We start from the raw sequence: 24,501 nt of genomic DNA, 5'->3' as shown, positions 1-24,501 counted from the left end.
CCACACGGCGCTCAGGGGTAACGCCGAAGATGCGGGGACTTGCCGCCGCGGGCCGATCGTGTCACCTCCGCGACAGAGGATCGAGGGCCATGGCGGACAAGACCAACTCACTCACCTATCGCGATGCGGGCGTCGATATCGATGCCGGCAACGAACTCGTGCGGCGCATCAAGCCGCATGTGCGCTCGACGGCGCGGCCGGGCGCCGACGGCGAGATCGGCGGCTTCGGCGGCCTGTTCGATCTGAAGGCCGCGGGCTTTTCGGATCCGGTGCTGGTCGCCGCCAATGACGGCGTCGGCACCAAGCTGAAGATCGCCATCGAGACCGGGCTCAACGACACGATCGGCATCGACCTCGTCGCCATGTGCGTCAACGACCTCGTGGTGCAGGGCGCAGAGCCGCTGTTCTTCCTCGACTATTTCGCCACCGGAAAGCTCGACCCTTCCGAGGGGGAGGCGATCGTCGAGGGCATCGCCGCGGGCTGCCGCATGGCCGGCTGCGCCCTCATCGGCGGCGAAACGGCGGAGATGCCGGGCCTTTACGCCGAGAAGGACTACGATCTTGCGGGCTTCGCGGTCGGTGCCGCCGAGCGCGGCAACCTTTTGCCGAAGAGCGCGTCGATCGAGAGCGGCGACATGCTGCTCGGCCTCGCCTCCTCCGGCGTCCACTCCAACGGCTATTCGCTGGTCCGCCGGATCGTCGAGGCCGCCGGCCTCGGCTGGGAGGCACCCGCGCCGTTCGACCCGCAGAAGCCCCTCGGCGCGGCGCTGATCGAGCCGACGCGGATCTACGTCAAGCCGCTGCTCCAGGCGATCCGCGAGACCTCCGGCATCAAGGCGCTGGCGCACATCACCGGCGGCGGCTTCGTGGAGAACATCCCGCGCGTCCTGCCGGAGCATCTGCGCGCCGACATCGACCTTTTCGCCATCGCCCCGCCGCCGGTGTTCGGCTGGCTGGCGAAGACCGGCGGCGTCGCGGAGGCGGAGATGCTGCGCACCTTCAACTGCGGCATCGGCATGGTGGTCGTGGTGTCCGAGGCGGATGCGGCGACGGCGAGCGCCCTGCTGCAGAGCGCCGGCGAGACCGTCGTGCCGCTGGGCCGGCTGCGACCGCGCCAGGATGCGGCGGTGACCTTCAACGGCGCGCTCGCCCTCTGAGGGAGATGCGGTGATGAGCCAGGTGAATGCGACGCGGCGCAAGCGGATCGCCGTCCTGATCTCCGGCCGGGGATCGAATATGAGCGCGCTGATCGCGGCCTGCATGGACCCGGCCTTTCCCGGCCAGATCGTCGGCGTCATTTCCAACCGCCCGAGCGCGCCGGGCCTCGACACCGCCCGCCGCTACGACATTCCCGCCGTCGCGGTGGACCAGAAGGCCTTCGACAGCCGGCAGGAGCACGAGGCGGCGGTGCTCGAACAGCTCGACCAGATGAAGCCCGACGTCGTCTGCCTCGCCGGCTACATGCGGCTCCTCTCGGACGACTTCGTGCGCCGCTACACCGGCCGGATGATCAACATCCACCCCTCGCTGCTGCCGCTGTTTCCGGGGCTCGACACGCACAAGCGGGCGATCGACGCCGGCATGCGGTTGCATGGCTGTACCGTCCACTTCGTCACCGAGCGCATGGACGAGGGCCCGATCATTGCCCAGGCGGCGATCGCCATCGAGCCGGACGACACGCCGGACACGCTGGCCGAGCGGCTGCTGCGAGCCGAGCACCGGCTCTACCCGCACGCGCTGAAGCTCGTGCTCGAGGGCGACGTGCGCATGTCGAACGGCCGCGCGATCACGCGGGCCGCGCCGAAGCCCAACGAGGGGGAGGACGAGCCGCTGCGCATTGCCGGCGGCGCACCGATCCTGGTCTCGCCGGACGCGCGGCGGAACTGACGGGCGCGGCGCCACCGGATGGCGCGGCAAAGCTCGCCCGGACCGCACCATGGCGGCCCGGACGAGCAACCGCGGATCAGCCGGCGGGCTGCGGATCGCCGCCGGTCGCGCCGAACACCTGGCCGGTCGAGTAGCTGAACGCCGGATCGGCGAGCGCGACATAGAGCGGCGCGAGTTCCACCGGCTGGCCGGCGCGCCCGATCGGCGTCTTCGCGCCGAAGTGGACGAGGTTGTCCATCGTCTGCCCGCCGCAGACCTGCAGCGGCGTCCAGATCGGCCCGGGCGTCACGGCGTTCACCCGGATGCCGCGCGAGCCGAGCTGCTTGGCCATGGTCTTGGTGAACATCAGGATGCCAGCCTTGGTCATCGAGTAGTCGATCAGCCCGATCGGCGGCGACGCCGCGACCTCGCTGGACGTGTTGATGATCGACGCGCCCGACTTCAGATGCGGCAGCGCCGCCTTGGTCAGCCAGAACATGGCGTAGAGATTGGTCTTCATCGTCTGGTCGAACTGCTCGTCCGACAGATCCTCGAGCCCGGAGACCCACTGCTGGTAGCCGGCGTTGTTGACCAGGATGTCGAGGCCGCCGAGCTGCTGCACGGCCTTCTCAGGCAGCGAGGTCGTGTAGTCCTTGTCCCTGAGGTCGCCCGGGAAGTTGGCGAAGGTGCGGCCCTGCGCCTCCACCACCTTGCGCACGTCCTTCGCATCCGGCTCTTCCTGCGGCAGATGGGCGATCGCGACGTCGGCGCCCTCCTTGGCGAAGGCGATCGCGGCCGCGCGGCCGATGCCGCTGTCGCCGCCGGTGATCAGAGCCTTCCGGCCCTTGAGCCGGCCGGTACCGTGATAGGTCTCCTCGCCGTGATCGGGACGCGGATCCATCTTCTGCGCAAGACCCGGCCAGGGCTGGTGCTGCTTGGGATAGGGCGGCTCCGGGAAATCCTTCGCCTGCGGCGCCGTCGCGCCGCCGCCGCCGTTCGAGGAACTGCTCTGCGCGAAGGCGGGTGCCGTGGCTGCGGCCGCGCCCGCCATGGCGGCGCCGGCCATCAGGGCACGGCGGGTGGGATCGAAATCGGACATCGGTCTCTCGCTTCTGTCGATCGGAGGGGCACCGGCCCTCGCATCCGGGAGGGGCCGGTGAAGAGCCAGACGCCGCCGAAGAGGATGCGCCTTGCTCGCGATGCGTCAGAAACCTGTCGTCACAGAAAGGGTTCGGCCGCCGCGGCCAAAATGCACGCAGCCGGCGAACGAACGCGGCGGCAGCGGCGATATCGGATCGCCGGCGCGCAGCCGCAGTCGCCTAGGCACCGGGCGCCGGGCCGGCCCACGACGGTGACGTCACGGGGCGGCGCGACCTTTCGTCGCCGACCGACGGGCCCCTCACTGAGGTCAAATGACGGGCGCCGACAAACGCCGTTCCTCTCGCCGCCGGCGCGTCAGCCTTGCAGCCACACCCGCGTGTCGTGGAACGCCGCGCCGCCGAACGGTGCGACCGGATCGGCGCCGGTCAGCGTGTTGATGCCCTCGCCGTCCGGAAAATCCGAATTCGCCCACAGCCCTTCGTGGACGAGGACGCCCGGCTTCACCGCGCCGGTCACCCTCAACGGCAGGCGGACCGCGCCGCGCGTGTTGCCGATCGTCACGACCGCGCCGTCCGTGAGCCCTTCGCGCACGGCGTCTTCGGGGTGGATCATCAGCTCCGGCCGCCCCTCCCGCTGGCGCGAACCCGGCGTCTCGGCGAAGGTCGAGTTCAGGAACTGCCGGGCCGGCGAGGTCGCCAGCCTGTAGGGATGCTCGGCGTCGGCGACCTCGATAAGGTCGACATGGTCCGGAAACACCGGCAGCCCCGCCACAGGGCCCTGCAGGCCGAGGCTTTCCGGCGGCCGGTTGGGCGCGCGGCTGCCCGTCCAGTCCGGCCTGAAGCGGAACTTCTTGTCCGGCCAGTTGAAGCCGGAGAGATAGTGCGCCGTCTCGAAATCCGGCTGGCGGTCGACGAAGCGCTCGCGCTTCAGGTCCTCGAAGCTCTGGCTGTAGCCGCTCGCCGCCAGCATGTTGTCGATCAGCTGGCGCTCGGTGAGGCCGAAGCCCGGCCGGTCCGCGACGCCGAGGCGCTTCGCCAGTTCTTCGATCACGAAATGGTTCGAGCGCACCGTCTCCGGCGGCTCGACCACCTTCGGCCCGAGCGTCACATGGTTCTGGCCGCCGCCGCGATAGATGTCGTCATGCTCCAGGAACATCGTGGCGGGGATGACGAGGTCGGCGAGCTTCGCCGTGTCGGTCATGAACTGCTCGTGGACGCAGACGAAGAGGTCGTCGCGCAGGAAACCCTGCTTCACCAGCCGCTGCTCGGGGCAGACATTCGCCGGGTTGGTGTTCTGGATCAGCATCGCCGCGACCTTCGGCCCGGCGGACAGTGCCTCGGCGTCGCCGGTGAGGACCGCACCGATGCGCGACTGGTCGAGATAGCGCACCGACGGGTTTCGGTCCCGCGCACCCATGATCTCCGACTTGTCGAGCGCGAAGATGTCGGAGTTCGAATGGAAAGCGCCGCCGCCTTCGTGCCGCCAATGGCCGAAGACCGCCGGCACCGACAGCGCCGCATGCATGGCGACCGCGCCGTTGCGTTGGCGGGTGAAGCCGTAGCCGAGGCGGAAGAAGGTGCGTGGCGTCCGTCCGACCAGCGCCGCGAAGGCCTCGATCTCGTCGACGGAGAGCCCGGTGATGGCGGCCGCCCATTCCGCCGTGCGGTCCTGCAGATGCGCCTCGAGCCCGGCGGGATCGTCGGTGTATTCGCCGAGATAGGCGCGGTCGGCGGTGCCGTCCCGGAAGGCGATGTGCATCAGCGCGCAGGCGAGCGCCGCGTCGGTGCCGGGGCGCAGCTTCAGCGCGAGGTCGGCCTGGGCCATCGTCGCGTTGTCGTAGATGTCGACGACGACGATCTTCGCGCCCCGCTCCTTCCGCGCCCGGACCGCGTGGGTCATCACGTTGACCTGCGTCGCCACCGCGTTGGTGCCCCAGATCACCACGCAGTCCGACACCGCCATCTCGCGCGGGTCGGAGCCGCGCATCGCGCCGGTGCCGGCGAACCAGCCGGTCCAGGCCATGTTGGTGCAGATCGAATCGAACTGGTTGGAGTAGCGCTTGGCGTGGCGCAGACGGTGGATCCCGTCGCGCTGCACGAGGCCCATCGTGCCGGCATAGTGGTAGGGCCAGACCGCCTCCGGCCCGTAGGCGACTTCCGCCGCGAGGAACTTCTCGGCGATCAGGTCGAGGGCGTCGTCCCAGCCGATCTCGCGCCAATCGCCGGCGCCCTTCTCGCCGACGCGCTGCAGCGGCTTCAGCAGCCGGTCCGCGTGGTGGATCCGCTCGGCATAGCGCGCGACCTTCGCGCAGATGACGCCCGCCGTATAGCTGTTGTCGGCAGCGCCGCGCAGGCGGCCGATCCGGTTGCCGCCGACCACCTCGACATCGAGGGCGCAGGTCGACGGACAGTCGTGCGGACAGGCGGAGTGGAGCGTGGTGATGTCGAGCGGCTTGTTCATGACCCCGAGCGATAGCGCAATCCGGCCGCCGCCCCCAATCAGTTTTCGCGATCGATCCGATCATTCGCAGGCCGCCCCAGCACCGCCGACAAATTTTCGAGACATCTTCGATATAACGATCTTGCGAAGACCCGAGCCATCTGCGATATATCGAACATCCGATATATCGAAGAAAGGATTTGAGATGTTCGGACATCATCATCACCACGAGCACGGCCGGCATCGCTGTCGGTCGCATCGCGAGCACGAGGCGCAGGGTCGCGACGACTTCGACCGAAGCGCCTTCGAAAGCGAGGGCACGTTCGGCCAGGACGACGACCGGCCGGACTTCGCGGCCATGGGCGAGGCCAGGCGGCATTGGCGGGCCATGTTCGAGGAGGGACGCGGCGGCGAGCGCGGCTTCCGGTTCATGCGCGGCGAGTTCGGCCGCGGACCGCGGGGGCGCGGCGGTCCCGGCGGTCCCGGAGGCTCTGGCGGGCGCGGCCCCTGGGGGCGCGGCCCCGGCGGCGGGCGGCGGGCGCTGGAACAGGGCGACCTCAGATGGCTGACCCTCGACCTGATCGCGGCCGAGCCGCGGCACGGCTACGAGATCATCAAGGCGATCGAGGAGGCGTTCGGCGGCCATTACAGCCCGAGCCCGGGGGTCATCTACCCCACCCTCACCCTGCTGGAGGAGACCGGGCTGATCGCCGGCGAGACCCAAGGCGCGAAGAAGCGCTATTCCCTCACCCACGAGGGCCGCGCCGAACTCGACGCCCATGCGGCCGAAGTCCAGGCCGTCCGCGATCGGCTGGAGGCGGCCCGCGCCCGCTTCGGCGACGCGCCGGCGCCGGAAGTGATGCGGGCAATGCACAATGTCCGCGCCGCGCTTCAGGTGCGGCTCGCCAAGGGCGACGTGACGCCCGAGACGGTGCGCGCGATCACGACCGCGCTCGACCGCGCCGCGAGCGAGATCGAGGGCAGCTGACACGGCCCGAAGCGACGCGACAGCAGGACGGTCGGGGCCGTGCGCTCCGGCCGTTTGGCGTCGTGGCACCATGGCGGATGCCTCCCCCGTTGCAGCGATGTTTGTTCACGCCTGAAACATTTGCTGATGGACGCCGCGGGAACCGGAAGCAGAGGAAGAACCTTTGGGTGGCTATCCAAGGCGCCAGTCGGCGCCCAGACGTGAAGATTCAGGAGAACCACATGCGATTCCATCATCTTCTGGCGGCCGGTGCCGCCTCCGCCACCCTCCTCGTCGCCCTGCCCGCTTTGGCCCAGACGAAGACCGTGATCGTCGAGCAGCCGCAAACGACGCAGCCGCAGCCCGAGACGGAGACGCGGGTCGTCAAGACGCAGGACAGCAACGGCGGCGGTGAGCTCGCCGGCGCTGCGACCGGCGCGGTCGCCGGCGCCGTGGTGGGCGGTCCGGTCGGCGCAGCGGTCGGTGGTGCGGTCGGCCTCGTCGCGGGTGCGGCGGTGTCGCCGCCGAACACGACGGTCGAGTATGTGCGCAGCCATCCGGTCCAGCCCGTGCAGTTCCAGCAGGACGTGACGGTCGGCACGGAGCTTCCGCAGACGGTCGAGCTGCAGCAAATCCCCGACTACAAGTACGAGTATGTCTATGCCAACGGTCAGCCGGTGCTGGTCGACCCGAACAGCCGCAAGGTCGTCTACATCGTCAAGCAGGACTGAGCTTCGCCGACGGCTGCCGCGGCATCGTCCGCGGACGGCATGACGACAAAGGGGCTCCCGGCCAAGCCGCCGGGAGCCCCTTGTCATATGGTACAAACCCGTGCCCCCGGGCGCCGCGTTTTTCGCGCCCGGGGACTATGACGCCGGCCTACGCCGCTTGGCCGTAGCGCGCCCGCTCCTCGACCGTCAGCGCGGGATAGTCGATGTAACCCTCGGCGCCGCCGCCGTAGAAGGTCCTCTCGTCGTATTCCGCCAGCGGCGCACCGAGCTTCATGCGCTCGACGAGATCCGGATTGGAGATGAACGGGCGCCCGAAGCAGGCAAGGTCGATCTCGCCCTTGTCGACCCGCTCCATGGCGAGTTCGGGCGTGTAGTTGTTGTTGCCCATATAGGTGCCCTTGAAGTGGTCACGCAGCGACCACGCCTTGAACCCTGCCGGATCGCGATTGCCCCGGGTCTCCCCCTCGATGACGTGGAGGTAGGCGAGGCCCCGCTTCGACAGCTCCTCGACATAGGGAACGAAGACGGCTTCCGGATCGCTGTCGGCCAGGTCGTTCGCCGGGCTCACCGGCGAGATGCGGATGCCGACGCGCTCGGGGCCCCAGACCTTGACCACCGCATCCACCACTTCCAGCGGGAAGCGCATGCGGTTCTCGACCGAGCCGCCATATTCGTCGGTGCGCTTGTTGGCGCCGTCGCGCAGGAACTGGTCGAGCAGGTAGCCATTGGCCGAGTGGATCTCGACGCCGTCGAAGCCGGCCTTCTTGCAGTTCTCCGCCGCCTTCACGTAGTCGGCGACGACGCGCGGCAGTTCGTCCTTCTCCAGCGCCCGCGGCGCCGGAATGTCCTTGAAGCCGTCCTTGGTGAAGGCCTTCATCTCCGGCTTCACCGCGGAGGGCGCCACCGGCAGCGCGCCGCCCGGCTGCAGGTCCGGATGCGAGATGCGGCCGACATGCCAGAGCTGCAGGAAGATCTTGCCGTCTTCTTCATGGACGGCGTCATTGACGCGCTTCCAGGCCGCGACCTGTTCGTCGGAGAAGATGCCGGGCGTCCAGGCGTAGCCGCGCCCCTCGGGCGAGATGTTGGTCGCCTCGGTGATGATCAGGCCGGCGCCGGCACGCTGGCGGTAATACTCGACGTGGATGTCCTTCGGCACCTGGTCGTCGGTGGCGCGCGAGCGGGTCAGCGGCGCCATGACGACGCGGTTGGACAGGCGCGTCGGGCCGAGGTCATAGGGCTCGAACAGTTTGGAACTCACCATTGCAGTCTCCTTCTCCGGATGCCAAGACGCGTTCCGTTGCGCCTTGCGATCGGTCGCGGGACAGATGGGAAATTTCCGCATTGCGAAAAGGCGCATGAACGCTGCGTTCCAAAGCCGGGACCGAAGCTGCGGCGTCAGGGCCCCGCGAAGCAGACGCGGCGACGCCCGAAACCGACCGGAATTCTCGTGAACTACCGCCACGCCTTCCATGCCGGAAATTTCGCCGACGTCGTCAAGCACGTCCTCCTGGCCCGCCTGGTGCTCTATCTCCGGCGCAAGGAGAAGCCATTCCGCGTCTACGACACGCATGCCGGACGCGGCACCTACGACCTCGCCTCCTCCGAGGCGACGCGGACGGGCGAGGCCGCGGAGGGGATCGAACGGCTCGCGGCCGCGCCGGACGCACGCTGCGACCCGCTGATCGCGCCCTACTGGGAGGCCGTGCGGGACGACGTCGCCGCCGGCCGCTATCCCGGCTCGCCGCTCCTGTCGCGGCGGCTGCTTCGTCCCCAGGACCGGCTCTCCGCCTACGAACTGCATCCGGACGACGCGGAGGCGCTGAAGGCGGTGTTCTCCGGCGACCTGCAGGTGAAGGCCATCGCCCTCGACGGCTGGCTGGCGCTCGGGGCGCATCTGCCGCCGAAGGAGAAGCGCGGCCTCGTCTTCATCGACCCGCCCTTCGAGAAGGTCACCGAGATCGACGACATGGCCGCCGCCCTGGAAAAGGCGTGGAAGCGCTGGCCGGGCGGCATCTATGCGGTGTGGTACCCGCTGAAGCGCCCGGCGAGCGTGGAGCGGCTGCGCGAGGCGCTCGCCGCCCGGGCGCCGGCCGAGATCGTCTTCGCCGAATTCCTGCGCGAGCCCTACACGCCGGACGAGCGGCTCGTCGGCTCCGGCCTCGCGGTGATCAACCCGCCCTTCGTCTTCGCCGAGGAGGCCGAGGCCGTGATGGCGCGGCTTCTACCGATCCTCGGGCGCGGCAATGCGGCAACAGCGCAAGTTTTTGAACCGGGCGCCCGAAGGGTTTGATAAGAGTCAGAGACCGTTTGGTGCTAGCGTCGCCGCCATACGGACCCCGTGCAGTGGATACTTGGTCATGCGTTTCATCCCCACCGCCCTTCTCGCCGCCCTCATCGGCGCCTCTGCCCTGCCGGTACCCGGCCGTGCCGCCGACATCCTGGCAGCGCCGGTCGCGCCCGAACCGGCGCTCGTGCCGGCCTGCGACAATGCCGCCGTGCTGGGCGAGGTCGAGGACCAGTTCGAATACGGCGCGCCGCGCGTGCTGGAGCAAAAGCTGACGATCCTGGAATTCTCCCACATGCAGGAGAAGGCCTATCTGCCGCAGGTCGTGGCGGACGAAATCCCCTCGCCGCGGCCGATCGAGCGCCGCTACTGCCAGGCGCAGGCGCTCTTGTCCGACCACGTCCGCCGCACCGTCTACTACGTCATCGAATATCCGATGGGCTTTGCCACGGTCGGCGCCCATCTCGGCTTCCTGTCGCCGGTGCCGGCCTGGAAGGCCCAGGGCTGCGTCCTCGGCCTTGACCAGTGGCACGTCTACGGCGCCAACTGCGAATCGCTCCGCCGGCACCAGCCGGAAGGCTCGGTAGAAGGCCGGCAGTTCTACGTCACGAAGTAAGCGATCCCACCATGCGTCTCTATTATTCCAGAGCCTCGCCCTTCGCGGCGAAGGCCCGTATGGCCGCCCGCCATTGCGATCTGCCGGTCGAAACCGTTCCGGCCGACACCTCCGCCGAGCCGGCCGACCTTCTCGCCGCCAATCCGCTCGGCAAGATCCCGGTCCTTGTGCTCGACGACGGCACGGCCGTCTACGACAGCGCGGTGATCTGCGACTATTTCGACCGGATGAGCGGCAACCAGCTCGTTCCGCAGGAGCTCGGCGCCTGGCGCTTCGTCAAGACGTTCGAGGCGCTGGCCGACGGCGTCGGCGACGCGCTGATCCTCGTCGTCTACGAGGCCCGCTTCCGGCCCGAGGACAAGCGGCATCAGGGCTGGGTCGACAAGCAGATGCGCAAGGCCGATCGCGGCCTGGCGGCACTCGAGACGATGCTGGACGAGCTTCCCGACGGCCCGACCACGGCGCATTTCGCGCTGGCTGCCCTGCTCGGCTGGATGGAGCTGCGCTTCGCCGGCAAGATCGCCGGCGAGCGCCCGAAGCTCGCGGCCTGGCTGGCGGATTTTCCGGCGCTCTTCCCGGCCTTTGAGGAATTGCGGCCGCGCGCCTGAGGCGGCTGCCAGCCCGGCAATGAGGCAGAGCCCCGGACGTCCCGTCCGGGGGCTGTTCCGCGCAACTCAGAATTTCAGCGCGATGCCGGCGCGGATCGAGTGTTCGTCGAAGCCGGAGGAGACGCTGGTATTGCCGAGGTCGTACTTCTCCTTGCCGTAGTCGGAGAAGCGATACTCCAGCCGCGCGGAGACGTCGTCGGTGATCTTCGCCTCGACACCGGCGCCGAGCGTATAGCCGACGGCGGTCTTCGTGTCCGAAACCCCGCCCAGCGACAGCTTGTTGTTGGCGATGGCGAGGCCGCCGGTCGCAAACACCAGGAACGGGTCCACCGGCACGCCGACGCGCGCCCGCAGCGAACCGAAGATGTTCTCGTTGGCGTCGATGCGCGCCGTCGACGTCGAATTGAAGCCGTCGCCGGAGACGCCCGCGCCGCCGAGATCGCCCTCGATGCCGTAGACCAGCGGGCCGGACTGGAAGTTCAGGCCGGTATAGACGCCCCCGACGAAGCCGTCCCCGCTGAAGGAGGCGCCGCCGGACTGGTCGTAATGCGACATGTTGTAGCCGACGAAGGCCCCGGCATAGGGACCCGTCCAGATGTGGATCGGCTCGGCCGGCGCGCCGAGCGGCGCCGGCGGTGCGGCCGCGGCGGGCAGATCCGCAGCACGCGCCGACACAGCCCCCAGCAAGAAGGCTGCAGCGGCGGCGATGGCCCGGATCGACAGGTGCGCGCGCATGGTTTCCAACACCATTCGAACTCCTTTCCCGTCAGATGGGAAGCCGGCGGAGGTAAAGAAGGCACATCGGGAAAATCTGTGGCGGCATCATCCGATTTTCGCGCAGCGTTGCCTGGCCGCAACAGAGACGTGCACCCTCTGCAGCGCCGTCGAACGCAGAGCCCGCCCCCCCTGCATTCGCGGCGCCGAAGAATCATATAAGCAGGGTCGATCCGAAGAGAGGAATGCCCCGTGAGCCGCTCGCGTCCGCAGAAATGGTCGGGACGAAGCGGCCGGGCCCTGATGCCGCCAATGCCCGACCTGCCCGACACCGACGACATGACCGACGCCGCCGAACCGTTCGACGACGAGCTCGAGGACGAAGCCGCCGAGGACGGCGATGCCGAAGCCGCTGCCGCCGGCGACCGGAGCGCCGCGCTGCTCGCGGCGATCGACTGGGACGACGGCGGCAAGGCGATCGACGGCGACCTCACCGGCGCCGAGCTGATCGCGGCCTTCGCCAAGCGCCTGCCGAACCGGCCCGGCGTCTACCGCATGTTCGGCAAGGACGGGGAGATCCTCTATGTCGGCAAGGCGCGCTCCCTGAAGAAGCGCGTCGTCAACTACACGCGCCTCGGCGGCCACACCCAGCGCATCGCCCGGATGATCGCCTCGACGCGGCACATGGAGTTCGTCACGGTCCGCACCGAGACCGAGGCGCTGCTGCTCGAGGCGAACCTCATCAAGCGGCTGCGCCCGCGCTTCAACGTGTTGATGCGGGACGACAAGTCGTTCCCCTACATCCTGGTCTCGGAGGACCACGAGGCGCCGGCGATCATGAAGCATCGCGGCGCCCGCTCGCGGAAGGGCGCCTATTTCGGCCCGTTCGCCTCGGCCGGCGCGGTCGGGCGCACGATCAACTCGCTGCAGCGCGCCTTCCTGCTCAGAACCTGCACCGACAGCGTCTACGAGACGCGCACGCGGCCCTGCCTTCTCTACCAGATCAAGCGCTGCTCCGGCCCTTGCACGGGCGAGATCTCGGCCGAAGGCTACAAGGCTCTGGTCGGCGAGGCCAAGGACTTCCTCTCCGGCCGCTCCAGCCAGGTGAAGAGCCACATGGCCGAAGCGATGCAGGCGGCTTCCGACGATCTCGACTTCGAGCGGGCGGCGATCTATCGCGACCGCCTCGCGGCGCTCAGCCACGTCCAGAGCCACCAGGGCATCAATCCCGCCGGGATCGAGGAGGCCGACGTCTTCGCCATCCATCAGGAGGGCGGCCTCACCTGCATCCAGGTGTTCTTCTTCCGCACCGGCCAGAACTGGGGCAACCGGGCCTACTTCCCCAAGGCCGATCCGCTGCTGGAGCCGGAAGCCGTCCTCGGCGCCTTCCTGGCGCAGTTCTATGACGACAAGCCGGCGCCGCGGCTGATCCTCTTGCCGATCGCGGTGGAGGACGAGAAACTTCTGGCGGAGGCGCTGGGCCTCAAGGCCGAGCGCCGCGTGCAGATCAACGTCCCGGCGCGAGGCCTGAAGAAGGACCTCGTCGACCATGCCAGTGCCAACGCCCGCGAGGCGCTGGGCCGGCGGCTCGCCGAGACGTCGTCGCAGGCGCGGCTCCTGAAGGGCCTGCAGGAGACCTTCGGCCTCGCCCGGCCGCCGCGGCGCATCGAGGTTTACGACAACTCCCACATCATGGGCACCAACGCCGTCGGCGCGATGATCGTCGCGGGGCCGGAGGGCTTCGCCAAGAACCAGTACCGCAAGTTCAACATCAAGGGCGACGACATCACGCCGGGCGACGACTTCGGCATGATGAAGGAGGTCATGCGCCGCCGCTTCTCGCGGCTCCTGAAGGAGCATGCCGACGAGGCGCCGGACGCCCCGACGGCTGCGGAATCCGCCGCGGCCGAGGAGCCGGAGGACGAGGCGGAGGCGCTCGCCGACGCCGCGATGCCGGCCTGGCCGGACCTCGTGCTGATCGACGGCGGCAAGGGCCAGATCTCGGCCGTGCGCGCGATCCTCGACGAACTCGGCATCGCCGAGAAGGTGGTCACGATCGGCGTCGCCAAGGGCGTCGACCGCGACGCCGGACGCGAGCGCTTCGTCACCGGCACGCGCGAGCCCTTCTCGCTGCCGCCGCGCGACCCGGTCCTCTACTTCGTCCAGCGCCTTCGCGACGAGGCGCACCGCTTCGCCATCGGCTCGCACCGGGCGCGGCGCAAGAAGGAGATGGTGAAGAACCCGCTCGACGAGATCGCCGGCATCGGCCCCTCTCGCAAACGCGCGCTGCTGCACCACTTCGGCACGGCGAAGGCCGTCTCGCGCGCCGCGCTCTCCGACCTCACCGAGGTGGAAGGCATTTCCGCCGCCATGGCCCGGTCGATCTACGACCACTTCCACGAGCGGGGTTAGCGAAACGTCACACAATCCCGGCATCTCGGCGGTTGACGCGGGGCGCCTCCCCGCGCTTTGACTGACGCGCTTACCGATCGGACAGTCCCATGGCATCTCGGGCTTACAGCCTTCCCAACCTCCTCACCTATTTCCGCATCGTCTGCGTTCCGCTGGTGGTGCTGACCTTCTTCATGGAAGGCCAGTTGAAGAGTCCGGACTATGCCCGCTGGACGGCGCTGACGATCTTCATCATCGCCTCGATCACCGACTATTTCGACGGCTATCTCGCCCGGGCCTGGCAGCAGACCTCGACGATCGGCCGCATGCTCGACCCGATCGCCGACAAGCTGCTCGTCGCCGCGGCGCTGCTGCTGCTCGCCGCCGACGGCACCATCGCCGGCTGGAGCCTGTGGGCGGCGATCGTCATATTGTGCCGCGAGATCCTCGTCTCCGGCCTTCGCGAATATCTCGCGGAGCTGAAGGTCTCCGTCCCGGTCACCCGGCTCGCCAAGTGGAAGACGACGATGCAGATGATCGCCATCGGCTTCCTGCTGCTCGGCCCTGCCGGCGATAAGATCGTGCCGGGCATCACCATCGCCGGCATCCTGCTCCTCTGGGTCTCCGCCGTGATCACCCTCTACACCGGCTACGACTATTTCCGCGCGGGGCTGCGGCATATCGACGACTGAGTCGGTCGTGAGCCGCCGCATCGCCCGCGGCGGACATCGCATAGCCGTTCTTCGTCAGCCCTACGACGCCGGCGGATTGCCCGTCGGCAGCGCCTTCACCCATTCGACGATCCGCTGCGCCAGTTCGTCGGTCGTCTTCGGCGAGACAATGGCGCCGGCGATCACGTGGTTGGCCGGGTCGCCGGACTTCGGCACGTCCACCGCCTGATGCGGACCGCCCCACTGCGACAGCACCTTCTCCGTCGCGTTCGGATCGACGACCTTGTCGTTCTGCGAATAGAGAACGAGCAGCGGCAGCTTGATCTTCGAGAGGTCGAGACGGTCGACGGCCCGGATCATCGCCGCCATCGGCACCACCGCGCCGATCGGATAGCTGGTGGTCCAGTTCTCCGCCTGCGCCCGGTTGAGCGGCCGGAAGCCGTAGGTCTTGCCGCCGATCATGGGCAGGATCTCGCGGGCGTAGGGCATGTCGAGCAGGAACGCCCAGCGGTTCTGGATGGCGAAGTTCGGCGAGATCATCACCACGCCCTCGACGCCGTCCATGAGGTGCGGGACGCTGGCACCCAGCGTCGTCAGCGTGCCGCCGGTCGAGGTGGCGATGATGATCACGTGTTCGCCGATCCGGCGGCCGATCGCGACGGCTTCGGCGAGGTCGTTGATCCAGTCGTGGACGCTCGTCTGCTCCATGGCGGCGCTGTCGCGGCCATGGCCGGTGAGGCGTGTGTAGAAGATGTTGGCGCCGAGCGCCTTCGCCACCTCGTCCGGCAGCGGGCGCACTTCCGCCTTCGCCGCGGAGAAGCCGTGGATGTAGACGATCGCGAGCGGCGTCTTGGCGCGCGAGGCCGGATAGGCCCAGACGATCTCCTTCTGCGCGTTCTGCCGAAGGTTCGGAATGTCCGCCTCCTCCCGCGCGAGATAGGCATCGGGATCGCTGCCGATCACCGCGGGATCGAAGGTCACGGTCGTGTCCACCGGCTCGCGGGGGCCGAGGAACCAGAAGCCGGCGCCGGCGACGAGGACAAGAACGACGAAGGCGAGAATTCCGAGGAGGATGCGTGCGAGCAAGGGTCAGACGTCCGTTCGCGGATCATGAGGCGGAGAACCTCTAGCGCGTCCGGCGGCGGGGTGGAACCACCTAGGCGCTCCTGGCGACGGGGTCCGCGCACCTTCCGGGATGGCAGAAGCAGGCGAAGGATCGTATATCGTGACGGGATCAAGATCGGGGCAGGACAATGCGGTCGAAGAAGGGTCAGCACGTCGTACCAAGCGGAAACAACTGGAGCGTCCGGCGGGCAGGCGCGTCACGCGCCTCCGGAACATTCCCGACGCAGAAGGAAGCCATAGAGGAAGCCCGCCGGATCGCGCGGGCCCAGAAGACAGAACTGTATATCCATGGCGAGGACGGCCGAATTCGCGAGCGAAACTCGTATGGAAACGACTCCTATCCGCCTAAGGGTTGACGGTTGGCGTCCTCCTTCGAGAACTCCGTTTTCATCAACTGTCCCTTTGACGACGACTATTCGCCTATATTGCAGGCGATCCTATTCTGCGTCGTCTACCTCGGATTTGTCCCTCGACTTGCGACAGAGCGGACAGATTCCGCCGAGAATCGACTGGAGAAAATTCGCGGCTTGATCGAGTCATCTCGTTACTCGATCCACGACCTCAGCCGCTGCCAGGCGACCGTTGCCGGTGAACATTATCGGCTCAACATGCCTTTTGAGCTGGGCATCGACTATGCGTGCCGCCTCTACTTCGGCAGCGGCAGGGAAGAGAAAAAGATCCTCATCCTGGAAGAGAAGCGTTACCGATATCAGGCCGCACTGTCGGATTTATCCGGCTGCGACATCGAAACACACGAGGCCGATTATCAGAAGGCTGTCCGGAAGGTTCGAAACTGGCTGGTGAGCGAAGCAGGTGCCGACAATCTCGGCGCAGCTCTGATCCTTGGGAAGTATGTTGACTTCCAGGAATGGCACTACGAGAGACAATTGCGAGCCGGCTTCTCGGAAGAGGACATTCAGGACTATCCGACGAAAGAATTGTTGGATTCGATGCTCATCTGGGTGGCAGAGGTTGGGGTCGCATGAGGCCGGAGGACATAACGAACCGAACGGTTGCGGCTCGGCGCCCTCACACCGCCGCTTCCACCCGTCGCCGGATCAGTTCGGAGACCATGAGGTCGAGATGCGCGCCGCCGCCGTTCTTGAAGACGGTGATCGCGTCCGCTCCGCTGCGTCCGGCGCGGCCGGCGACGAGGTCGGAGAGGTCGCCGCGGATGTCGCTGCGGGCGATCGTGCCGGCCTGCAGCGGAATCTCGATCTCGCCGATATGGCCGATCGTCGTCGCGAAACTGTCGACGAAGAGCTCGCTCCGGGTGAGGACGGTGTCGTCCGCCTCGCGCATGTCCGGCCGATAGGCGCCGATCAGGTCGACATGGGTGCCGGGCTTCAGCCATTCGCCCCTGAGGAACGGCTGGCTGGCCATGGTCGCCGTCGCAATGATGTCGGCCGACGCCGCCGCCTCGGCGAGGTCGGTTGCCGCAGACACCGGAGCGCCCTCGCCCGCCAGTTCGGCCGCCAGCCCCTCGGCCTTGTCCGGCGAGCGGTTCCAGATGCGGATCGCCTGGAGCGCCGGGAACAGCTCGCGATAGGCGGCGACCAGCGTCCGCGCCACCGTGCCGGCGCCGCAGACCAGGAGCTCGCGCGAGTCCGGCCGCGCCAGCAGCCTCGCGCCGAGGACCGAGTCGCCGGCGGTCTTCCACTTGGTCACGAGGACGCCGTCGATCACCGCGCTCGGCGCGCCGGTGGCCTCGTCGAACAAGAGGACGCTGCCCTGCACCGAAGGCAGCGGCGGCGCCTTCTGCGGATTGCCGGAGTAGACCGTCACCGACTTCAGCGCGATCCCGAGCCCGCCGATCCAGGCGGCGCGGTTGAGGAGGCTGTTGCCGTCCTTTTGCAGCAGGAGGTCGCCGATCTCCGCGGGGCCGCTACGGTGACCGTCCGCGATCGCATCCGCCACCATCGACCAGGTCAGCAGCCGGTCGGCCTCATCGAAGGAGATGACCCTCATCGGACTTCCCGCACCGGTTCGCGCACGGCCTCGATCGCCGGCGTCTTGACGTCGCGCGTCGCATAGGGGCGGAAGCCGTGCTTCTTGTAGAGCGGCAGCGCGGCGGGATGGTCGAGCGTGTTGGTCTCGATGGTCAGCCGCCTGGCGCCCTCGGAAAATCCCGCCCAGATCGCCTGCGAGAGCATGAAGTGCGCAAGGTCCCGCCCCCGAAAGCCGGGCATGATGCCGAAATGGACGATGCGCGCCTCGTCGATCTCGCGCTTGATCTCCAGCTCGAACCAGCCGGCGGTCGCGCTGCCGAGCGTCATGACGAAGATGCGGGTGCGCGGCGCGTGGATCTCGCGCTTCAGCCGGGCATCCGGGAGGAGCCGCGACGTCCAGTGATGCGGCGCGCCGATGGCCTTGTAGAGCGCGCGGTAGCGCTCGATCGGCATCTGGCGCACCTCGTCGATCCTCAGCGGTGCGTCGGTCGGCGGCGGCGGCAGGCGCTCGTCCGGACGCCGGCGCATCTCGAGGCTGGTGACCGTCGTCGCGAGCAGGCGCATCAGGGTCAACGGCCGGATGCGGCGCCGGTCTCGACCGGCGTGTCGTCTGCCGAGCCCCACTCCGTCCACGAGCCGTCATAGAGCTTGAGGTCGCGGCTGCCAAGGCTTTCGAGCGCCAGGCTGATCACCGCAGCCGTCACGCCCGAGCCGCAGCTCGTCACCACCGGCTTCTCCGGGTCGATGCCGGCCGCGGCGAAGACCGCACGCAGCGCGTCGGGCGATTTCAGCCGGCCGCTCTCCGCAAGCGAGACGATCGGCACGTTGCGGGCACCCGGCATATGGCCGGACCGCACGCCCGCCCGCGGCTCCGGCACAGCGCCGGCGAAGCGGTCGGCCGGACGGGCGTCGGCGATCTGGCGGCTGCCATCGGCGACGATCCCGCGCATGTCGGACAGGCTCGCCACGGCGCCCGCATCGAAGTGCGGCGTGAAGATCGCGCGGCGAGGCCCGGCCGGACCCGTCCCGATCGGCAGGCCGGCCTCCCGCCAGGCGGGAAAGCCGCCGTCGAGGATGCGGACGTCCCTCGCGCCGAAGGTGCGGAACATCCACCAGACGCGCGGCGCGGAGAACAGCCCCATCCCGTCATAGACGACGATCGTGTCGGTCTCGCTGATCCCGAGCCGGCCGGCGGCCTCGGCGAAGATCTCTGGCGACGGCAGCGTATGCGGCAGGTTCGACCCGGGCTCCACCACCTCGTCCTGATCGAAGAAGACGGCGCCGGGGACATGCGCGGCCTCGAACTCGGCATAGGCCACGCGGCCCTGCACCGGCAGGTACCAGGAGGCGTCGACGACCGACAGGCCGGCGCGGCCGAGATGCGGCGCGAGATCTGCGGGCGTGACGAGGAACGGATTCTGGTTCATGCAACCGACATCTTGGAACGTGTGCGGGCGGTTCGTCAGACTTAGGACAGTCCCGCCACCGCGCAAATTGCCCGGCAACGGAAAATCCCGCGGCCCGCTCAGGCGGGAAGCGGCCCGAAGCGGATGCGGAACCGGCGGTTCTCCCGGCCCTTCTTCTCGATCTTGCCGATATGGATCTCGCCGACCTCGCCGGTCTCCTGCACATGCGTGCCGCCGCAGGGCTGCGTGTCCACCGCGCCCTCCTCGCCGATGCAGACGAGCCGGATGCGGCCGGCGCCCCGCGGCGGCTTGACGTTGGCGGACTTCACCAGCCCCGGATTGGCGTCGAGCTCCGCCTCGGTGATCCAGCGGGTGAAGACCGGGTGGTTGCCGCCGACGAGCTCCATCAGCCGCGCCGTCACCGAAGCCTTGTCCGCCTCGGCGTCGGGCAGGTCGAAGTCGACCCGGCTCTCCTCCTCGCCGACAGCGGCGCCCGTTATGGGAAACGGCAGGACGACGGAGAGGAGATGGCAGGCGGTGTGCATGCGCATCAGTCTGTAGCGCCGCTTCCAGTCGACATGCAGCACCAGTGTCTCGCCGGGCTGGGGCAGGGTCGCCCCCTCCTCCGCCAGCATGACCACGTCTTCCTTGTCGTCCGAATAGATGGTGGCGCCGATGGCGATCTTGTCGCCGTTCTCTCGCTCGACGAAGCCCGTGTCGCCCGGCTGGCCGCCGCCGGTGGCGAAGAAATTGGTGCGGTCGAAGACGAGGCCGTTGTCGCCTGCGGTGCGCACCAGCCGCGCCTCCATGGTCGAGAGGTAGCTGTCCTCCTGATAGACCCGTTCGGTTCCCATGCCGGCCACGCTCAGGAGACCGCTTCGTAGGGGATGTCGAACTGCGGCCGCTCCGTGATCCAGCCGGGCACCGGCAGGTTCTTCTCGCGCAGGAAGGCCGGATTGAACAGCTTCGACTGGTAGCGGTTGCCGTAGTCGCAGAGGATGGTCACGATCGTGTGGCCCGGTCCCATCTCCTTCGCCATGCGGATCGCGCCGGCGATGTTGATGCCAGAGGAGCCGCCGAGGCAGAGCCCCTCTTCGGGCACGAGGTCGAAGATGATCTGCAGGGCTTCGGCATCGCCGATCTGGTAGGCGAAGTCCGGCTCGAAGCCTTCGAGATTGGCGGTGACGCGCCCCTGGCCGATGCCCTCGGTGATCGAGGATCCCTCGGACTTCAGCTCGCCATGGGCGTAGTATTCGTAGAGCGCAGCCCCCATCGGATCGGCGATGCCGATCTTGATCTTGCCGGAATGGCGCTTCAGCCCCATCGCCGTGCCGGCGAGCGTGCCGCCGGTGCCGACGGCGCAGATGAAGCCGTCGACCTCGCCGCCGGTCTGGTGCCAGATCTCCTCGGCCGTGGTGACGACATGACCGTCGCGGTTGGCCGTATTGTCGAACTGGTTGGCCCAGATCGCCCCCTGCGGATGCGTTCGGGCGAGCTGTTCCGCGAGGCGGCCGGACAGCTTCACGTAGTTGTTCGGATTCTTGTACGGGACGGCCGGGACCTCGATCAGGGCGGCGCCCATCAGGCGGAGCGCGTCCTTCTTCTCCTCGCTCTGGGTCTCCGGGATGACGATCACCGTCTTGTAGCCCAGCGCGTTCGCGACCAGCGCGAGGCCGATGCCGGTGTTCCCCGCCGTGCCCTCGACGATCAGGCCGCCCGGCTCGAGCAGCCCCTTCTCCTCCGCGTCGCGGATGATGAACAGGCCGGCCCGGTCCTTCACCGACTGGCCGGGGTTCATGAATTCGGCCTTGCCGTAGATTTCGCAGCCGGTCGCCTCCGACGCCTTGTTGAGGCGGATCAGCGGCGTATTGCCGATAGCGTCGATGACGGAGTTGTAGCGGGTCATTTGCGGGGACTCGGGGGCGCTGGGCTTCGGAACGTTACGGGGAACCTATGACCCGGGAAGGAGCAAGGCAAGGTTGACGGCGCGGGCGCTTCGCTGCGCCTGGCCGGAACACCGGTCTGGAATGGATGCTGTCGCCGGAGCGCCGTTTGCGGCGTGGATCGGGCGGGGCCGGCCGGCGCGATTTCTCCGCCATGCTTTCCGATCTCTTGCGGATTTCGGTGCCGTCGGAGCCAATCCTTACCGCGCCGCCCCGCGGCTCTGGCACGCCTTTTCCCCGAGGAAGCGCCGCCTGCGATCCGGCCAGACCGGCCGGCAGCCCTGCCGCCGGCCACTCCGGCGCAACATGGTTGACAGAACACGAAACTTCAGGCCACATTTCTCCTGACGAAGTTGAGATTTATCTAAGTAAAATTCCCTGCAACTTTGGCCGCAATTTGAATCAAACCGCGTTTGCGTCTTTCGCGTCAAAGTAAAACTGGTCTGCCATTCTCCTGGGAACGACGGGGAGAATGAACAATGAAAAAGATCATCAGGATGGCCGCCGCGGCGGGAATTGCACTTCTGGCGGCGGCCGCGCTCGCCACGCCGGCCAGCGCAAACGGCTCCGCGATGCTGACCGGCGGCATCACCTCGCAGCCGATCGGCCACTACGACTTCTGCAAGCGCTATCCCGCCACCTGCCAGCCGAACAAGGTGGTCGCGGCGCTGAAGCTGACGCGCGCCGCCTGGACGACGCTGGTCGAGGTCAACAATGCCGTCAACACGGCGATCATCCCGGAGACGGACCAGGAGATCTACGGGGTTCCGGAATACTGGGCCTATCCGACCACCGCGGGCGACTGCGAGGATTTCGCGCTGCTGAAGCAGTACATGCTGCAGCGGGACGGGGTCCCGGCGTCGGCTCTCCTGATCACCGTGGTGCGGCAGACCAATGGCGAAGGCCATGCGGTGCTGACCGTGCGCACCGACCAGGGCGACTACATCCTCGACAATCTCGACAACCGGGTGCTCGCCTGGGACGCGACGGACTACCAGTATCTGAAGCGCCAGTCGGACAAGGACCCCGGCAAGTGGGTCTCGATCAACGACAGCCGCAACCTGCTCGTCGGCAGCGTGCGATAAGGACTTGGAGCGGACCCGGCCTTGCCGGGTCTCCTCTCGTTCGGTGCGCGCGGGTGTTCCCGTCCTGTCCCGAGCGCGCCGAAGGGGCCGGTCTCCCGGGAGACCGGCCCCTTCTTCATTCCAGCGTTCGACGCGGCCCGCGCTATTCCAGGTCGATGTCGAGGATCGTCATGGTGAAATGGTAGGAGGTCTCGCCCTCGTCGGTATCCTTGGAGATCAGGCCGACGAACTCCTCGTTGAGGTAGACCTCCGCCGAATCCGCCTTTCGCGGCAGGGTGCGAACCTCCAGGTCCGCGCCCTTGAAGCTTTTTTTCAGATAGCTTTCGAGCTTGCGGATCTCGTCAGGCTTCACGGTGCTCTCCCTCTGAATGTTCGAAGGGGCTTAGCTAGATCGCGCCGCGAGAATTCAAGCTCTTTCGAATGATCAGTCCGGGCGGTCGAAGCGCTGATCCATTTCCCGCGCTGGCTCGTCACAATCGCCCGTCGTGCCGATCACACGGGCCGGCACGCCGGCGACCGTCGAATGCGGCGGCACCTCCTTCAGCACCACCGAGCCGGCGGCGATCTTCGAGCAGTTACCGACCTTGATGTTGCCGAGGATCTTGGCGCCCGCGCCGATCAAGACGCCGCAGCCGATCTTCGGGTGCCGGTCGCCGAACTCCTTGCCGGTGCCGCCGAGCGTGACGTCCTGGAGGATCGAGACGTTGTCGCCGATCTTCGCGGTGAAGCCGACGACGAGGCCGGTGGCATGGTCGAGGAAGATGCCCCGGCCCATGCCGGCATTCGGATGGATGTCGGTCTGGAACACCGCGGAGGAGCGCGCCTGGAGATAAAGGGCGAAGTCGCGCCGCCCCTCCCCCCAGAGCCAGTGGGCGAGCCGGTGCGTCTGGATCGCGTGGAAGCCCTTGAAGTAGAGGAGCGGCTCCAGATAGCGCTCGCAGGCCGGATCCCGGTCGTAGACCGCCTGGATGTCGGTGCGCAGCGTCTCCGGGAAGCTGCCGCCGCTCGCCAGCATCTCCTCGAAGGCCTGGGCGATCAGCACCGCCGGAACGTCGGGATGATCGAGCCGCTGCGACACGCGGTAGATCAGCGCCGCTTCCAGGCTGCGCTGGTTGAGCACGGTCGCGTAGATGAAGCCGGACAGCACGGGCTCGCGCTCGGCCGCGGCCTCTGCCTCGCTGCGGACCGTCGCCCAGATCGGATCGACCGCCTGAAGCTTGTCCTGGAACTGCGGGCTGTTGACGCTCATGCGCGTTCTCCCTCGCCGTCGGCAGGCGGCAGCGTGCCGTGCCCGCCTTTGTTCATGGCAGATAAGGGATCGGATGCGGCGGGGAAAGAGCGGGCTGCCGAACACCTCGTTCAGCCGCAACGATCGACCCGGGCCCTTACGGATTCGACTGTCCGGCGACACCGGCGGCGGGTCGCCGGCAGACGTCAGTCCGTCTCGTGCAGAAAGTCGATGACGGCCGCCTTGAAGCTGCGGTCGCCGACCGACAGCATGTGGTCGCGGTTCTCGATCTGGAACACCCGCGCATTCGGCATCAGCGCCGCGAGATCCTGCGGCGAGCCGGCGATCTCGTCCCGCGTGCCGACGCCGATGAGCGTCGGCTGGTTGATCTTCGCCACCTCGTCCGGCGTCAGCTCGTCGCGCGAGGTCTCGATGCAGGCGGCGAGGGCCAGCCGGTCGCTCTTCGTCTTGTCGGCGAAGGCGCGGAACATCCGGCCGCGCTCGTCGGCGACGTCATCGAGCGAGGGCGCCCGCAGGGCCGCCGCGATCGGGTCCCAGTCGCCGACGCCCTTGACGAGGCCGATGCCGAGCCCGCCGAAGATCAGCCGGGTGAAGCGGCCGGGATAGGCGAACGCCGCGAAGGCGGACACCCGGGCGCCCATGGAATAGCCGAACAGCGTCGCGGTCCCGATCTGAAGGTGGTCGGCCAGCGCCAGCGCGTCGGACGCCATCTTCTCCGGCGCATAGGCCGCCGCGTCGGTCGGCTTGTCGCTCCTGCCGTGGCCGCGATGGTCGAAGGCGACGACGCGGTAGCCTTCGCGGGTCAGCGCCATCACCCAGCCGGGATCGATCCAGTTGACGCGCATCGACGAGGCGAAGCCGTGCAGCAGCATGACGACGGGCGCGCCGCGGTCGCCCTCGTCGATATAGGCAAGCTGCAGCCCGTCATGGGTGAAGTGGTCCATCGGATTCGTCCCCGGCGATTGCGTCGCGAAAGATGCGCCTCGATAGTCGCGGCACCAGCGGCTTGTCACCCCTGTTCATTCGGCTTCGCTGACACTATGGTCCGCGCCGACCAGACCACGAGGCAAGGAAACCGGGCATGGCCGGACATCTCATCCCCCATTTCCAGAACGATGCGGGACATCAGAGCATCGAGATCGGCGTGACGGAATTCATGTGCTGCGGCGCGAATCCGCCCTTCGACCATCCGCACGTCTTCCTCGACATGGGCGACGAGGCGGAGATCGTCTGCGGCTACTGCTCGACGCTCTACAAGCTGAACACCGCGCTGAAGCCGGACGAGACCAACCCGCCGGGCTGCCTGTTCGTCGACCAGGCGGCGTAACCGCCCCGTCCTTCGACAGCTCCCCCTGC

Annotated in this window: 26 protein-coding genes; 13 read left to right on the top strand and 13 right to left on the bottom strand. The window is 68.0% G+C overall.

The genetic code is table 11. The annotated features are described in order from the left end of the window. Positions 1-89: 89 nt before the first annotated feature. Positions 90-1,157, top strand: coding sequence for a phosphoribosylformylglycinamidine cyclo-ligase (gene purM, locus AB5S17_RS09325; protein ID WP_369238532.1), 1,068 nt, complete (start codon positions 90-92; stop codon positions 1,155-1,157). A gap of 13 nt (positions 1,158-1,170) precedes the next feature. Further along, on the top strand, positions 1,171-1,887 hold the full coding sequence (purN, locus tag AB5S17_RS09320) for a phosphoribosylglycinamide formyltransferase (protein WP_369238530.1): 717 nt from the start codon (positions 1,171-1,173) through the stop codon (positions 1,885-1,887). A 76-nt stretch (positions 1,888-1,963) separates the two neighbouring features. Here purN and AB5S17_RS09315 read toward each other — a convergent pair whose 3' ends face one another. Both AB5S17_RS09315 and AB5S17_RS09310 read right to left on the bottom strand, forming a co-directional pair. Continuing rightward, on the bottom strand, positions 1,964-2,965 hold the full coding sequence (locus AB5S17_RS09315) for an SDR family oxidoreductase (protein WP_369238528.1): 1,002 nt from the start codon (positions 2,963-2,965) through the stop codon (positions 1,964-1,966). A gap of 356 nt (positions 2,966-3,321) precedes the next feature. Continuing rightward, on the bottom strand, positions 3,322-5,427 hold the full coding sequence (locus tag AB5S17_RS09310; protein WP_369238526.1) for a molybdopterin-dependent oxidoreductase: 2,106 nt from the start codon (positions 5,425-5,427) through the stop codon (positions 3,322-3,324). A gap of 184 nt (positions 5,428-5,611) precedes the next feature. On the opposite strand from AB5S17_RS09310, the gene AB5S17_RS09305 reads away from it, so the two are divergent. Both AB5S17_RS09305 and AB5S17_RS09300 read left to right on the top strand, forming a co-directional pair. Continuing rightward, positions 5,612-6,394 carry a PadR family transcriptional regulator gene (locus AB5S17_RS09305; RefSeq protein WP_369238524.1) on the top strand — a complete coding sequence of 261 codons (783 nt, stop codon included), beginning with the start codon at positions 5,612-5,614 and terminating at the stop codon, positions 6,392-6,394. A gap of 221 nt (positions 6,395-6,615) precedes the next feature. Continuing rightward, positions 6,616-7,104 carry a DUF1236 domain-containing protein gene (locus AB5S17_RS09300; RefSeq protein ID WP_369238522.1) on the top strand — a complete coding sequence of 163 codons (489 nt, stop codon included), beginning with the start codon at positions 6,616-6,618 and terminating at the stop codon, positions 7,102-7,104. Between the two features lie 148 nt (positions 7,105-7,252). On the opposite strand, the gene AB5S17_RS09295 is transcribed toward AB5S17_RS09300, so the two are convergent. Beyond that, a complete protein-coding gene (locus tag AB5S17_RS09295; protein ID WP_369238520.1) occupies positions 7,253-8,365 on the bottom strand; it encodes an alkene reductase in 1,113 nt (370 codons plus the stop codon). Positions 8,366-8,551: 186 nt separating this feature from the next. Between AB5S17_RS09295 and AB5S17_RS09290 the strand changes: the two genes are divergently transcribed. The 3 genes from AB5S17_RS09290 to AB5S17_RS09280 all read left to right on the top strand — a co-directional run bounded on the left by AB5S17_RS09290 (position 8,552) and on the right by AB5S17_RS09280 (position 10,612). Further along, positions 8,552-9,394 carry a 23S rRNA (adenine(2030)-N(6))-methyltransferase RlmJ gene (locus tag AB5S17_RS09290; protein ID WP_369238518.1) on the top strand — a complete coding sequence of 281 codons (843 nt, stop codon included), beginning with the start codon at positions 8,552-8,554 and terminating at the stop codon, positions 9,392-9,394. A gap of 67 nt (positions 9,395-9,461) precedes the next feature. Continuing rightward, complete coding sequence (locus tag AB5S17_RS09285; RefSeq protein WP_369238516.1) at positions 9,462-10,004, top strand: hypothetical protein; 543 nt, start codon at positions 9,462-9,464, stop codon at positions 10,002-10,004. 11 nt (positions 10,005-10,015) lie between these two features. Next, on the top strand, positions 10,016-10,612 hold the full coding sequence (locus tag AB5S17_RS09280; protein ID WP_369238514.1) for a glutathione S-transferase family protein: 597 nt from the start codon (positions 10,016-10,018) through the stop codon (positions 10,610-10,612). Between the two features lie 66 nt (positions 10,613-10,678). Here AB5S17_RS09280 and AB5S17_RS09275 read toward each other — a convergent pair whose 3' ends face one another. Beyond that, a complete protein-coding gene (locus AB5S17_RS09275) occupies positions 10,679-11,362 on the bottom strand; it encodes an outer membrane protein (RefSeq protein WP_369238512.1) in 684 nt (227 codons plus the stop codon). A gap of 276 nt (positions 11,363-11,638) precedes the next feature. Between AB5S17_RS09275 and uvrC the strand changes: the two genes are divergently transcribed. After that, positions 11,639-13,738 carry an excinuclease ABC subunit UvrC gene (uvrC, locus tag AB5S17_RS09270; RefSeq protein WP_369238510.1) on the top strand — a complete coding sequence of 700 codons (2,100 nt, stop codon included), beginning with the start codon at positions 11,639-11,641 and terminating at the stop codon, positions 13,736-13,738. Between the two features lie 89 nt (positions 13,739-13,827). Further along, positions 13,828-14,409, top strand: a complete 582-nt coding sequence (gene pgsA / locus AB5S17_RS09265) for a CDP-diacylglycerol--glycerol-3-phosphate 3-phosphatidyltransferase (protein WP_369238508.1) — start codon at positions 13,828-13,830, stop codon at positions 14,407-14,409. Positions 14,410-14,469: 60 nt separating this feature from the next. Here pgsA and AB5S17_RS09260 read toward each other — a convergent pair whose 3' ends face one another. Further along, positions 14,470-15,474: an alpha/beta hydrolase gene (locus AB5S17_RS09260; RefSeq protein WP_369238506.1), complete on the bottom strand. Its 1,005-nt coding sequence runs from the start codon at positions 15,472-15,474 to the stop codon at positions 14,470-14,472. A 167-nt stretch (positions 15,475-15,641) separates the two neighbouring features. On the opposite strand from AB5S17_RS09260, the gene AB5S17_RS09255 reads away from it, so the two are divergent. Together AB5S17_RS09255 and AB5S17_RS09250 are read left to right on the top strand one after the other, a co-directional pair. Next, positions 15,642-15,869 (top strand): DUF2188 domain-containing protein, encoded by a 228-nt coding sequence (locus tag AB5S17_RS09255; protein ID WP_369238504.1) that lies wholly within the window; start codon positions 15,642-15,644, stop codon positions 15,867-15,869. 3 nt (positions 15,870-15,872) lie between these two features. Then, positions 15,873-16,499 carry a hypothetical protein gene (locus AB5S17_RS09250; RefSeq protein ID WP_369238502.1) on the top strand — a complete coding sequence of 209 codons (627 nt, stop codon included), beginning with the start codon at positions 15,873-15,875 and terminating at the stop codon, positions 16,497-16,499. 43 nt (positions 16,500-16,542) lie between these two features. Here the strand turns inward: AB5S17_RS09250 and AB5S17_RS09245 are convergent, their stop codons facing one another. The 5 genes from AB5S17_RS09245 to AB5S17_RS09225 form a co-directional block, all read right to left on the bottom strand. Beyond that, complete coding sequence (locus tag AB5S17_RS09245) at positions 16,543-17,481, bottom strand: ornithine cyclodeaminase family protein (RefSeq protein WP_369238500.1); 939 nt, start codon at positions 17,479-17,481, stop codon at positions 16,543-16,545. After that, positions 17,478-18,026 carry a GNAT family N-acetyltransferase gene (locus AB5S17_RS09240; protein WP_369239080.1) on the bottom strand — a complete coding sequence of 183 codons (549 nt, stop codon included), beginning with the start codon at positions 18,024-18,026 and terminating at the stop codon, positions 17,478-17,480. The genes AB5S17_RS09245 and AB5S17_RS09240 overlap by 4 nt, the downstream gene beginning before the upstream one ends. A gap of 5 nt (positions 18,027-18,031) precedes the next feature. Beyond that, on the bottom strand, positions 18,032-18,889 hold the full coding sequence (gene sseA / locus AB5S17_RS09235) for a 3-mercaptopyruvate sulfurtransferase (protein WP_369238498.1): 858 nt from the start codon (positions 18,887-18,889) through the stop codon (positions 18,032-18,034). A gap of 98 nt (positions 18,890-18,987) precedes the next feature. Further along, entirely contained in the window at positions 18,988-19,722 is a 735-nt protein-coding gene (locus tag AB5S17_RS09230) for an alanyl-tRNA editing protein (protein ID WP_369238496.1), read from the bottom strand. An 11-nt stretch (positions 19,723-19,733) separates the two neighbouring features. After that, positions 19,734-20,774, bottom strand: coding sequence for a cysteine synthase A (locus AB5S17_RS09225; RefSeq protein WP_369238494.1), 1,041 nt, complete (start codon positions 20,772-20,774; stop codon positions 19,734-19,736). A 534-nt stretch (positions 20,775-21,308) separates the two neighbouring features. Here AB5S17_RS09225 and AB5S17_RS09220 point away from each other — a divergent pair. Continuing rightward, on the top strand, positions 21,309-21,896 hold the full coding sequence (locus AB5S17_RS09220) for a transglutaminase-like cysteine peptidase (protein WP_369239078.1): 588 nt from the start codon (positions 21,309-21,311) through the stop codon (positions 21,894-21,896). A gap of 142 nt (positions 21,897-22,038) precedes the next feature. Here AB5S17_RS09220 and AB5S17_RS09215 read toward each other — a convergent pair whose 3' ends face one another. The 3 genes from AB5S17_RS09215 to AB5S17_RS09205 all read right to left on the bottom strand — a co-directional run bounded on the left by AB5S17_RS09215 (position 22,039) and on the right by AB5S17_RS09205 (position 24,089). Continuing rightward, positions 22,039-22,248, bottom strand: a complete 210-nt coding sequence (locus AB5S17_RS09215) for a DUF3126 family protein (RefSeq protein ID WP_369238492.1) — start codon at positions 22,246-22,248, stop codon at positions 22,039-22,041. Positions 22,249-22,320: 72 nt separating this feature from the next. Then, positions 22,321-23,145, bottom strand: a complete 825-nt coding sequence (cysE, locus tag AB5S17_RS09210) for a serine O-acetyltransferase (RefSeq protein WP_369238490.1) — start codon at positions 23,143-23,145, stop codon at positions 22,321-22,323. A gap of 185 nt (positions 23,146-23,330) precedes the next feature. Beyond that, the gene (locus AB5S17_RS09205; RefSeq protein ID WP_369238488.1) at positions 23,331-24,089 is read right to left on the bottom strand and encodes an alpha/beta fold hydrolase; all 759 of its coding nucleotides are present in this window, start codon (positions 24,087-24,089) and stop codon (positions 23,331-23,333) included. A gap of 137 nt (positions 24,090-24,226) precedes the next feature. Between AB5S17_RS09205 and AB5S17_RS09200 the strand changes: the two genes are divergently transcribed. Further along, positions 24,227-24,472, top strand: a complete 246-nt coding sequence (locus tag AB5S17_RS09200; protein WP_369238486.1) for a zinc-finger domain-containing protein — start codon at positions 24,227-24,229, stop codon at positions 24,470-24,472. The last annotated feature ends 29 nt before the right edge of the window (positions 24,473-24,501 follow it).

The organism is Jiella sp. M17.18, from assembly GCF_041027365.1.
GTDB lineage: Bacteria > Pseudomonadota > Alphaproteobacteria > Rhizobiales > Rhizobiaceae > VKMB-3413.
The sequence above is the reverse complement of the archived record's forward strand: the minus strand, read 5'-3'. Positions and strand labels throughout refer to the sequence as shown.

Bases quoted from the DNA above. Each gene is read 5' to 3' on its own strand.
- purM (WP_369238532.1), top strand. From the start codon at position 90: ATGGCGGACAAGACCAACTCACTCACCTATCGCGATGCGGGCGTCGAT.
- purN (WP_369238530.1), top strand. From the start codon at position 1,171: ATGAGCCAGGTGAATGCGACGCGGCGCAAGCGGATCGCCGTCCTGATC.
- AB5S17_RS09315 (WP_369238528.1), bottom strand. From the start codon at position 2,965: ATGTCCGATTTCGATCCCACCCGCCGTGCCCTGATGGCCGGCGCCGCC.
- AB5S17_RS09310 (WP_369238526.1), bottom strand. From the start codon at position 5,427: ATGAACAAGCCGCTCGACATCACCACGCTCCACTCCGCCTGTCCGCAC.
- AB5S17_RS09305 (WP_369238524.1), top strand. From the start codon at position 5,612: ATGTTCGGACATCATCATCACCACGAGCACGGCCGGCATCGCTGTCGG.
- AB5S17_RS09300 (WP_369238522.1), top strand. From the start codon at position 6,616: ATGCGATTCCATCATCTTCTGGCGGCCGGTGCCGCCTCCGCCACCCTC.
- AB5S17_RS09295 (WP_369238520.1), bottom strand. From the start codon at position 8,365: ATGGTGAGTTCCAAACTGTTCGAGCCCTATGACCTCGGCCCGACGCGC.
- AB5S17_RS09285 (WP_369238516.1), top strand. From the start codon at position 9,462: ATGCGTTTCATCCCCACCGCCCTTCTCGCCGCCCTCATCGGCGCCTCT.
- AB5S17_RS09280 (WP_369238514.1), top strand. From the start codon at position 10,016: ATGCGTCTCTATTATTCCAGAGCCTCGCCCTTCGCGGCGAAGGCCCGT.
- AB5S17_RS09275 (WP_369238512.1), bottom strand. From the start codon at position 11,362: ATGGTGTTGGAAACCATGCGCGCGCACCTGTCGATCCGGGCCATCGCC.
- uvrC (WP_369238510.1), top strand. From the start codon at position 11,639: ATGCCCGACCTGCCCGACACCGACGACATGACCGACGCCGCCGAACCG.
- pgsA (WP_369238508.1), top strand. From the start codon at position 13,828: ATGGCATCTCGGGCTTACAGCCTTCCCAACCTCCTCACCTATTTCCGC.
- AB5S17_RS09255 (WP_369238504.1), top strand. From the start codon at position 15,642: ATGCGGTCGAAGAAGGGTCAGCACGTCGTACCAAGCGGAAACAACTGG.
- AB5S17_RS09245 (WP_369238500.1), bottom strand. From the start codon at position 17,481: ATGAGGGTCATCTCCTTCGATGAGGCCGACCGGCTGCTGACCTGGTCG.
- AB5S17_RS09240 (WP_369239080.1), bottom strand. From the start codon at position 18,026: ATGCGCCTGCTCGCGACGACGGTCACCAGCCTCGAGATGCGCCGGCGT.
- sseA (WP_369238498.1), bottom strand. From the start codon at position 18,889: ATGAACCAGAATCCGTTCCTCGTCACGCCCGCAGATCTCGCGCCGCAT.
- AB5S17_RS09230 (WP_369238496.1), bottom strand. From the start codon at position 19,722: ATGGGAACCGAACGGGTCTATCAGGAGGACAGCTACCTCTCGACCATG.
- AB5S17_RS09225 (WP_369238494.1), bottom strand. From the start codon at position 20,774: ATGACCCGCTACAACTCCGTCATCGACGCTATCGGCAATACGCCGCTG.
- AB5S17_RS09220 (WP_369239078.1), top strand. From the start codon at position 21,309: ATGGCCGCCGCGGCGGGAATTGCACTTCTGGCGGCGGCCGCGCTCGCC.
- cysE (WP_369238490.1), bottom strand. From the start codon at position 23,145: ATGAGCGTCAACAGCCCGCAGTTCCAGGACAAGCTTCAGGCGGTCGAT.
- AB5S17_RS09205 (WP_369238488.1), bottom strand. From the start codon at position 24,089: ATGGACCACTTCACCCATGACGGGCTGCAGCTTGCCTATATCGACGAG.
- AB5S17_RS09200 (WP_369238486.1), top strand. From the start codon at position 24,227: ATGGCCGGACATCTCATCCCCCATTTCCAGAACGATGCGGGACATCAG.